We start from the raw sequence: 10,506 nt of genomic DNA, 5'->3' as shown, positions 1-10,506 counted from the left end.
ATGATTATTTTAATTCAAGAGAAAAAGTACCTGTTGATTTGAGAGACCCCTCGAACACCCTTGAACCGCGTGCAAGCGCCTATAAAGATGCACGTGCCAAATCGCAGGTTAGTCCCAGGATCGGCATTGCCTTTCCCATTTCGGTAACCGGGGTCATGCATACGTCTTACGGGCATTTTTTTCAGATACCGCCCTATGAATATCTCTATATGAATCCGAAATTTGCGGTGGCTCCGGGAGGTCTGAGCACGCTCATGGGAAATGCCAATTTAAATCCGCAGTCAACCGTCATTTATGAGTTTGGCTACCAGCAGGCATTATTTGATCAAATTGGAATTGATGTGACAGGGTTTTATAAAGATGCCCGTAATTTATTGGGTACAAAGATTTACGAGACGTATGTTTTGGGTGATCGCTATGCCCGTTATGAGAACAGAGATTATGGAAATATTCGCGGACTGACACTTTCAATTAACAAACGTCCGGCCCATGGGGATCATTTGAGGGTTTCATTTGATTATACCTATCAGGTAGCGGAAGGGAATGCTTCCGATCCCAATCATCAGTTCTACAATCAACAATCAAATCCTCCCAAAAAGAGCAATATTCAGGTTGTACCGCTGGATTGGGATCAAAGGCATACCGTGAATCTTTCTGTGTCGTATGTTGATCCCAAAACAATCGGCATTGGGCTCATTGGTCAGTTTCAAAGTGGATTACCCTATACTCCGGTCATTCAAAGCCAGGAAACAACATTTGAAAACAGTGGGCGCAAACCCTTTAATTATACCATCGATGTGCGGATATTTAAGGAATTTCATGTCTCCAATCTGAGGTACAGATTTTTTATTAAAATTTATAATTTGCTCGATCGCAGGAATGAGTTGCTTGTTTATCAGGATACCGGGCGGGCCGGTTATTCCCTGGTGAGCCATTATATTGGAAAACGCAAGGCTCATGTCAATTCTCTTTCGGAATGGCTGAGACGCCCCGACTTCTATTCAGAGCCTCGACGCATTTTGTTGGGTCTGGATATTACACGTTGAGGGTTTCCTAACAGAAATTTTATTTGGAGAATGATTGTCGGATGAAATCATCTTTTAATCGTTATTTTAAAATGGTTTGGATACTACTTGCCGCCGTTTTTATTGCGGATATCCTTCCTCTTCGGGCACAAATAAAGGTGCCGCCGGAAATGAGGGGGAATCGCAAGTACCGAAAACAGGGCATTCACAACGGAAATCTTGTAGAGACGCTATTTTATAATTTTGGCGAAGTGGCCTGGTGGGGGCGCCAACCCTCCGGCGTTTGGCCGAAGGGAAGTGGGCATTCCTACATGGATGGAATCACACCCATTGTCGTTACGGAGGTTAAAAATCATAAGGGAGATACGCTTCATATTTGTGAGGCCGGTTATCGCGAGCTAATGGATATTTCCCCGGAAGGCGTTGAGCGGGGATGGCAGCCGCGTCCCGGGTACGCCAATCCGAATCAGGATAAAATTGCGATGAGTGATGATCCCATTTCCTGGCCGGATAGCTGGCCGGACAAGGATGCCAGTTGGGATGGTTATTGGAACGGCTATTTTGGAAAACGTACCAATGCGGATCAGGAAAGCTATTTCGTCATGGATGACAATTCGGATGATGGACAGGATTTTTATCCCGATTCGACCGATCACACGCGCCGGGGACTGGCACTCAGGGTCGGTGTTCGCGGGTTTCAGTGGTCAAATGTTCTGGCGGAAGATTTGATTTTTTGGCATTATGACATTACCAATGAGGGAACCACAATCTATCGGAAGATGATTTTTGGCATGTATGTGGATGTTGGGGTCGGCGGACAATATGACTCCAATGACGACAATGCCTCATTTGAGATTTCGGATGACATCACCTACTCGTGGGATACGAATGGTCTGGGGCAAGGAGGATGGGGCCCCACAGGCTATTGCGGCTATGCCTTTTTAGAGAGCCCCGGCAATCCATATAATCACATTGATGATGACGGAGACGGGGAGGAAGGCAGCCCAACCATCACGCCCGATATGATTCGGGGCGAAATTCCGGCGAATGGAATTGATGATAATGGAAATGGTTTGATTGATGAGGCCGAAATCAACATCGGAATGAAATATGCCGATGGAATTGACAATAATGGAGACGGCCGTATTGACGAAATGATTGACGAGCGACGCGATGATCTTATTGATAACGATGGAGATTGGAATCCCAAATATGATGATGTGGGCGCCGACGGTGTAGCCGGTACGGGTGACATGGGAGAAGGCGATGGGCGTCCCACACCGGGAGAGCCTCATTTTGATGCCACGGATAAAGATGAATCGGATCAAATTGGGTTGACGGCGTTTGATGTTTTTTACATCGGAACAGGAGTGGCGTTTTACAAGGACGATGAAATCTGGAATCGGGTCTCCTACAGTCATTTTGATACGAAATTGCAGAACGGAAATATCGCGTTTTTATACGGTTCCGGCCCGTTTCCTCTTCTTCCCGGACAAACGGAACGTTTCTCTGTTTGTCTTGTTTTTGGTGAAGACCTGAACGACATTATTCGAAATAAACGGACCGTCCAGAAAATCTACAATAACAATTACAATTTTGCACGACCGCCGGAGAAACCCCATGTGTGGGCGGTTGCAGGGGATAAAAAAGTGACCCTTTATTGGGATAATGAAGCGGAAAAAAGCTACGATCCCTTTTCAAATCCCCCCAATGATTTTGAGGGGTATAAAATTTATAAGAGCACCGATCCGGGATTTTTGGATGCCCGGATTGTTACGAATTCATTTGGAGAAAAAACGTTTCTAAAACCGGTTGCCCAATTTGATCTTCGGGATGATGTGTCGGGCTTTTTCCCGCTGGATTATCAGGGGACGAAGGTGTACATGGGGGATAACAAAGGCCTTCGGCATTCATGGACGGATACGGATGTCATGAATGGAAAAACCTATTACTATGCGGTCGTTTCCTACGACAGAGGCGATGCGTCCTTGGATATGTTTCCTTCCGAATGCGGCCGCGTGATTGTTCGTACGATCAATGGGGAGGTGACGCTGGATATCAACACCGTACAGGTCACTCCGCAGGCACCGGCCGCCGGATTTCAAGCGGGCGGGCTCCGGGACTCCATTCGGCATGTCTCGGGTTTTGCCAGCGGAAAGGTTTGGGTAAATGTTCTGGATCCACTGAAGGTAAAAAACAATCAAACGTACCGGGTGATTTTTGATGACACAACCCATTCGGATACCATCACCTATTGCCTGGTAAATGTGACGCATCCGGAGATGCCGGATACCCTTTTCAAGGATTCCCGCTCTGTCCGTGCCGAGGATTTTAATCCCCTTTTTTCGGGAATGAGGCTATTTGTGGTAACCGATAGCATCCAGTGGGATGCTCAGCATTCCGGGTGGATCAAAGGAAACAGCAATATCCCGATTACCGTGGAAAATCGCTACCAATTTCCTCACAGACGGCCGGGCTATCCCTCCAGCTATGAAATTCGTTTTGGTGAACGGGATACGACCTGGTGGTTTCGTCCCCGCTTTCCTGTGAATTTTTCGGTCTGGGATATTTATGAGCAGAAAAAAGTGCGTTTTATGTTGGAAGAACCCAATGAGGCTACACGAGATAGCTCTATCTCTCCGGGTGAATATATTCGCATTATAATAAAGGATGGTGCGATTCCGCGTGAGGTCTGGCGTGTTCATTTCCTTCAACCTTTTGGAGGGGCAGAACCCGTCTATCCCAAGGATGGAGATGTTCTGCGAATTCAGATCAAAACCCCCTTCCGGTCGGGAGATGTGTATGAATTTTCCACCCGATCAGCCAAGGTTGATACGGCTCAGGCGCAATTCGATCTGTCAAAGATAGCCGTGGTTCCCAATCCCTACGTAGCGGCTGCCCGTTGGGAGCCCACGCGGCTGTTTGCTTCCGGAAGAGGAGAGCGGAGGGTCTTTTTTATCCATCTTCCGCAGCGGTGTACCATACGAGTCTATTCCATAAACGGAGACCACGTAAAAACACTGGAACATCGCTCAAATCTTTTGGATGGTGCCGAAGCCTGGGATTTAACTACGAAAGACGGTCTGGATTGTGCCCCGGGGGTTTATATTTTCCATGTGGATGCCCCGGGAGTGGGTGAGAAAATAGGCCGGTTTGCCGTGATAAAATAATTGATTGAAAATCTGTCGAGTCATTTAAAATGGTGGTTTTTGACCCATGAAACGCGTTATTTTTGTACTTTTTTTTAGTGCGGTCTTTGGCGGGGCACATGTGTATGCGGATGGAAATGGAGGCCTGACAAAAAGCGGCACAACCGCTGGACAATTCTTGAAAATTCCCGTGGGAGGAAGAGCTATTGGAATGGGAGGCGCCTACGTGGCGGTTGCCAATGATGTCACATCGCTCTACTGGAACCCGGCGGGCCTGGCTCATTTAGCCTATTCCGCAGCCGTCAATTTTACCCATACCCGATGGTTAGCAGGAACAAATTTCGATTTCGTGGCCGTTGGAATCAACACCGGAATCTGGGGGAGCTTTGGATTAAGTTACACCGCGCTTTCGATGCCGGACATGTTGGTGCGTACCGAGTTTGAACCGGAGGGAACCGGTGAATATTTTAGCGCGATGGATATGGCGATGGGAGTGAGTTACGCACGGTCGATTACCGACCGGTTTAGCATCGGATTTAATGCCAAGTATGTACACCAGCAAATCTGGCACATGACGGCCTCGGCTGTAGCTTTTGATCTGGGCATTCTGTTTCGTACGGATTACGCCCCGCTTGTTCTTGGAATGAGCATTTCGAATTTTGGACCCAAAATGCATTACACGGGCAAGGATGTGTTTGTAAACTACGATTTTAACCCGGATGAATATGGGGACAATAACACTATTTTTGCCGATTTGCAAACGGACAAGTGGAGCCTGCCTCTATTGTTTCGTTTTGGCCTGGCCTGGGAAATTTTAAATAAAGACATGAATCAATTGACCGTTGCCGTTGAAGCCAGACATCCGAATGACAACACGGAAAATGTGAGTTTCGGAGCAGAATATGGCTTCAGACAGTGGGTGTTTTTTCGGGCAGGTTATCAATCCCTTTTTGAAAGCGATCGTGAAAAGGGCTTGACATTTGGATTAGGGCTTGTCTATTATCTTTCGCCAACATTACCCCTTCAGTTTGATTATGCCTATGCAGACTGGGGACGGTTATCCTCTGCTCACCGCTTTTCATTTGAAATTAATTTTTGATCGAGAACTGAAATTGCAGCCTGGAGACACTGAGTGAGATCTGAAAAAAAGTATTTTGAGACGGAATTGGGTTATTTTTCTGAAGATGGTCGAGAATATGTTATCACGAATTACCGTACCCCGAAACCCTGGGTCAATGTCATTTCAAATGGGACATACAGCCTGGTTATTTCTCAGATTGGGGGAGGATTTAGCTGGATCGAACATGCCAATCTCAATCGCCTCACACGTTGGCACCAAGATTTAATCCGAGATCGCTGGGGCAAATATATTTACATTCGGGACAACCGGACGGGCTTCGTATGGTCCCCGACGGTGGCTCCGGTGATGAAAAAACCGGATGCCTATCGTTGCCGGCACGGGATCGGCTATTCCATTTTTTCCACGGAATATTATGCCGTAAAAACCGATTTGCGTGTTTTTGTCCCGTTTGATCAGGAAGTTGAAATTTGGAACCTGACCATTCAAAACAACGATTCGGTTCCGCGTGAATTGTCTGTGTTTACCTATCTGGAGTGGTGTTTGGGGGCCGCTCCGGACTCGCATCGGGAATTCCACAAGGTGTTTATCGAAACAGAATTTCGGGCCGATCTCGATGCGATTTTAGCCCGGAAACGGCTTTGGGAAATCAAAGCCAAACGAGGCCATTGGAATGTCAATTGGGATCGTACGGCATTTTTGGCCTGCAGCGATCCGGTGGATGCTTTTGAAGGAGATAAGGAAAACTTCCTGGGGCAATATGGGGATTTGGAAAACCCTGCTGCCGTTAGGCGCGGTAAACTGGGAAATTCGCAGGGTAAATGGGCGGATTCGATTGCCTCTTTACAAAAGAATTTCGTATTGGAGCCGGGTGAAACAAGAGACATTCACTTCATTTTGGGCGCTGTACGGCAGGAGGAAAAAATAGGGGAGATTATTCATCACTATTCGAGTAAGGAAAAAATCGAAAAGGCCTTTAAACAGGTTCAAGAAAAATGGGAAGAATTCTTGGCGCCCACTCAAATTGAGACGCCCGACGCAGGCATAAATTTTTTGGCCAACAGCTTTCTGAAATATCAGACCATATCCGGACGGTTGTGGGGCCGGGCCGCCTATTATCAGCAGAGCGGCGCCTTCGGTTTCAGGGATCAATTGCAGGACAGCCAGGTGTTTTTCTACAGTAATCCCGACCGGACGTTGGACCAGATACGATTGCATGCCCGCCATCAGTTTGCAAGCGGCAAGGTGCTGCATTGGTGGCATCCGATTAGTGAAGAAGGCCACGACGGGGACATGTCGGACGATTTGCTCTGGCTGCCCTTCGTGGTTATTCAGTATTTAAAGGAAACCGGGAATTTCGATAGCCTCGATGAACCCCTGGCCTTTTACGATGACAAAAAGAAAGAACCGCTGCTCATCCATCTGTTGCGAGCGATTGATTGTTCACTCGCCCGGAGGAGTCCGCGCGGACTTCCCCTCATTCTGTCGGGAGATTGGAATGACGGACTCAGCGGTGTAGGATTGGACGGCAAGGGCGAATCTCTTTGGCTGGGCCATTTTTTATATCTCATTCTCTCTGAGATGGTTTTTGTCTTGAAAAAAAAAGGCCTTCAGGAAAAAGCAAAGGATTATGCACGTGAGGCGGAGGCACTGAAGAAAGCCATCAATACGTACGGGTGGGATGGAGAATGGTTTTGGCGGGCCTCAAAAGATTCCGGAGACCTCATAGGAAGTCATCAAAATAGTGAGGGAAAAATCTATTTGAATCCCCAAACATGGGCGGTTTTGGCGCATGATACAACCCCCGAAAGACAGCAAAAAGCCTTATCGTCGGCAGAAAAATATCTGCTAAAGGATTTTGGCCCTCTTTTATTTTTACCGGCCTATCAAAAACCGGATGAAATGATCGGATATCTTTCCAGATATGCTCCCGGCGTCAGAGAAAATGGCGGCGTTTACACCCATGCAGCCATTTGGATGATTTTGGCAGAGTGTGAAATGGGCCATTGCACCCGGGCGAATGATATTTTAAGACGACTTTTACCTGTCTACAACGGACTCCAGCCATGGCGATATATGGCTGAGCCCTATGTGACGCCCGGGAATATTGACGGAATTGATTCCCCGTTTTTTGGGCGCGGCGCCTGGACGTGGTACACCGGTTCGGCCAGTTGGATGTTGCGCGCCATTTTAGACTATATCATTGGAGTCCGGGCGGATTATGACGGCTTGCGGGTCAAACCCTGTTTCCCGGAGGAATGGCAGCGTGTTACAATGCGGCGTTTTTTCCGCGGAAGCTCCTATCATATTGAATTTAAACGGTATAACAACGGGAAAAAACAGGATAGGGTCATTTGGATGAATGGAGATAAACTGGAGGGACATCTGATTCCTGAGGCGCCGCCGGGTTCTCAGGTGGAGGTTCTTGTTCGATTTTAAAAAGCAAAGTAAATAGACTTTGGGTGAGATTGGTTTTTATATGTTACTTGTACATCGGGAGGCCTAATGAAGCGGTTGTTTTTTCTTTTTTTCTTAATGATTCTCTCCGTTTCTCTTTACGCTCAGGAGGAGATTGTTTTCTTCAGCGACAGCAATACGGGCGATGAATTTTTTGATTCTTCCTGGGGTTACGAAACCGCGCCAAGTTCACTGGAGCTTGCCGGCAACCACGATAAATTCCCTGTCGATTCCCGGCATCCCTATCAGGGGGCACATAGTTTGCGTCTGCATTGGACGTCTCAAAGCGGGGGCGATTGGGGAATGGCTTTGGCCTCCATCGGCTGGAAAAATTATGATTTCACACATTATGACAGCATTATTTTTTGGATAAACGCTCCGCAGGCGATTTTAAAAGAAAATCTGCCCGATCTGGCTTTGGAAGATGTAAATAATCGCAAAACCACACGAAATGGGCTTGGTGATTTTATCGAAGGCGTGGATTCCGATTCAAGCACCTGGCAACGGGTTTCGGTTCCGATTGATACGTTTAAATCAGGAGAAAATAATGCCGATTTAACCCATATAAAGACCATCTATTTCTTTCAGAAGAAAGCGGATGGGATCGAGCACAGGATGTGGCTGGACGAATTTCGTATCATTAAAAAAGGGAATGGCGGATCAACCGCTCCGGCAACCCCCAAAAATCTCGTTGCCGAGGGGGCAGACAGCCGGATCGATCTCAAGTGGACCCCCAATACAGAATCCGACCTGCTGGGATATTTTATCTACCGATCGGAAAGTGAAAATGGACCCTTTAGCAAGCTGAATACGGTTCTCCACAGGACTCATGTTTACAGTGATTTTATCGGTGAAAACGGGAAGACATTTTATTACAAGGTATCCGCCGTCAATCGAAATTACCAGGAATCCGATCGCTCGGCGCCGGTACAAAGCCGTACGTTTCACATGACGGATGATCAGCTGCTCACCTCGATTCAAAAGGCAACCTTTCGATATTTTTGGGATTACGCCCATCCGGTCAGCGGATTGGCGCGTGAGCGAACGGGTTCCGGGAATGTTTGCACCAGCGGTGGTACCGGATTCGGCCTCATGACAATCGCGGTTGGTGCCGAGAGGGGATTTGTTCCAAGGGATTCCGCGTCGGTTCGAACACTCAAAATTCTTCGATTTTTGCAGGAAAAAGCAACTCGCTACCACGGCGCCTGGTCTCATTGGATAAACGGGGCAACAGGAGAAACGATTCCTTTCAGTCAATTTGACGATGGCGGCGATTTGGTGGAAACGGCCTATGTGGCGCAGGCCCTCCTCACCATCCGAAACTACTATACCCTGGACAATGAGGTCGAAAAGGAGATACGCAACCGGGCCACGCAGCTTTGGGAGGAAATTGACTGGAATTGGTATCGGCGGTATCCCAATAATAACCGGCTGTTTTGGCATTGGTCACCGAATTACGGCTGGCAAATGAATATGGTGATTCAAGGATGGAACGAAGCCATGATTGTGTATCTTTTGGCGATTGCTTCGCCAACCCACGGTGTTCCTGCCTCGCTGTATTACGACGGATGGGCGGCCAGAACAGACTATGCCAACGGAAATTCCTATTACGGTTACAAATTGTGGGTCGGGTGGCCTTATGGCGGCCCGCTGTTCTTTACCCATTATTCCTTTCTTGGGTTCGATCCCAGAAGAAAGTCCGACCAATTTTGCAATTATTTTGAAAATAATCGAAATATTACCCGAATCAATCGGGCCTATTGTGTGGACAATCCCGGTCATCATAAGGGATATGGTTCGCTTGTTTGGGGTCTGACGGCCAGTGATGACCCCTGGGGGTACCGGGCTCACGATCCCCAAAATGATAATGGTACCATCACGCCCACGGCGGCCATCAGCGCGATGCCCTATACACCCGAGGCGTCCATTGCCACAATGAAAAATTTCTACTTCACCTATGGACCAAAACTCTGGGGCGAATTTGGTTTCCGGGACGCCTTTAATCTTGATGCCGATTGGTTTGCGAAAAGCTATCTTGCAATTGATGAAGGAACCATTGTGCCGATGATTGAAAACTATCGCACACAGCTTTGCTGGAATTTGTTCATGTCGAACACTGAGATTGATTCGATGATGAAAAAAATTGGGTTTCAAACGGGAGTTAAGGAAAAAACACCGTCCGTAATCAGAGGTTTTTATCTCAGCCAGAACTACCCCAATCCCTTTAATAATGAAACGTCAATCAGTTTTTATGTGCCGGTGGCCAGGACAGTGACTATCCAGGTTTTCGATGTGACAGGAAGAATAATGGCTACTCTAATAAAGCAGAAAAAATTCTTACCGGGTGTTTACCGAATCCAATTTTCAGACGAAAAATTGCCGTCAGGCCTATATTTCTATCATATTCAGGCAGGCGCATTTGGAAAGACGAAAAAGATGATCCTGCTGAAATAAAGCAGGGTTCCAGAAATGCGAGCAATGAACTCCTAAGAGAAATGATTGCAACCCTTTACCGACCCCTTTTTTAGAGGAGAAAAAACCATTTCCCCGATTCATATCTCATGCCCCTTTTGGAAAGTGTTTTCTGCTTTGCTGCTCCTCTTGTAAAAAATCTCTTGCAAATCCACAAAAGAAAGCTGTATTTTTAAGAGAGACTCAAAATAAAAAGATCAAGGTGCCTGCTTGCCGGGTATCTGGAGAAAAGAATGAAACACGCCAATCCCATTTTTTCGGTTTCCAAACTTTTGTGGGGGTCAGTTTTGGTGACGGCCATTGCATTGGTGGCCTACTTTGTTAT

The 10,506-nt window shown here is 47.2% G+C and carries 5 protein-coding genes; all 5 read left to right on the top strand.

The window, feature by feature from the left end:
* Nucleotides 1-1,046 (top strand): TonB-dependent receptor (locus GXO76_15055; protein ID NOY79169.1); only part of this gene is annotated, 1,046 nt, incomplete at its 5' end.
* 71 nt (nucleotides 1,047-1,117) lie between these two features.
* Nucleotides 1,118-4,195, top strand: coding sequence for a hypothetical protein (locus tag GXO76_15050; protein ID NOY79168.1), 3,078 nt, complete (start codon nucleotides 1,118-1,120; stop codon nucleotides 4,193-4,195).
* 46 nt (nucleotides 4,196-4,241) lie between these two features.
* On the top strand, nucleotides 4,242-5,273 hold the full coding sequence (locus tag GXO76_15045; protein ID NOY79167.1) for a UPF0164 family protein: 1,032 nt from the start codon (nucleotides 4,242-4,244) through the stop codon (nucleotides 5,271-5,273).
* Between the two features lie 33 nt (nucleotides 5,274-5,306).
* Nucleotides 5,307-7,691 carry a glycosyl transferase family 36 gene (locus tag GXO76_15040; GenBank protein NOY79166.1) on the top strand — a complete coding sequence of 795 codons (2,385 nt, stop codon included), beginning with the start codon at nucleotides 5,307-5,309 and terminating at the stop codon, nucleotides 7,689-7,691.
* A 66-nt stretch (nucleotides 7,692-7,757) separates the two neighbouring features.
* A complete protein-coding gene (locus GXO76_15035) occupies nucleotides 7,758-10,163 on the top strand; it encodes a T9SS type A sorting domain-containing protein (protein NOY79165.1) in 2,406 nt (801 codons plus the stop codon).
* Nucleotides 10,164-10,506 lie beyond the last annotated feature (343 nt).

The organism is Calditrichota bacterium, from assembly GCA_013151735.1.
Classification (GTDB): domain Bacteria; phylum Zhuqueibacterota; class JdFR-76; order JdFR-76; family BMS3Abin05; genus BMS3Abin05.
The sequence above is the reverse complement of the archived record's forward strand: the minus strand, read 5'-3'. Positions and strand labels throughout refer to the sequence as shown.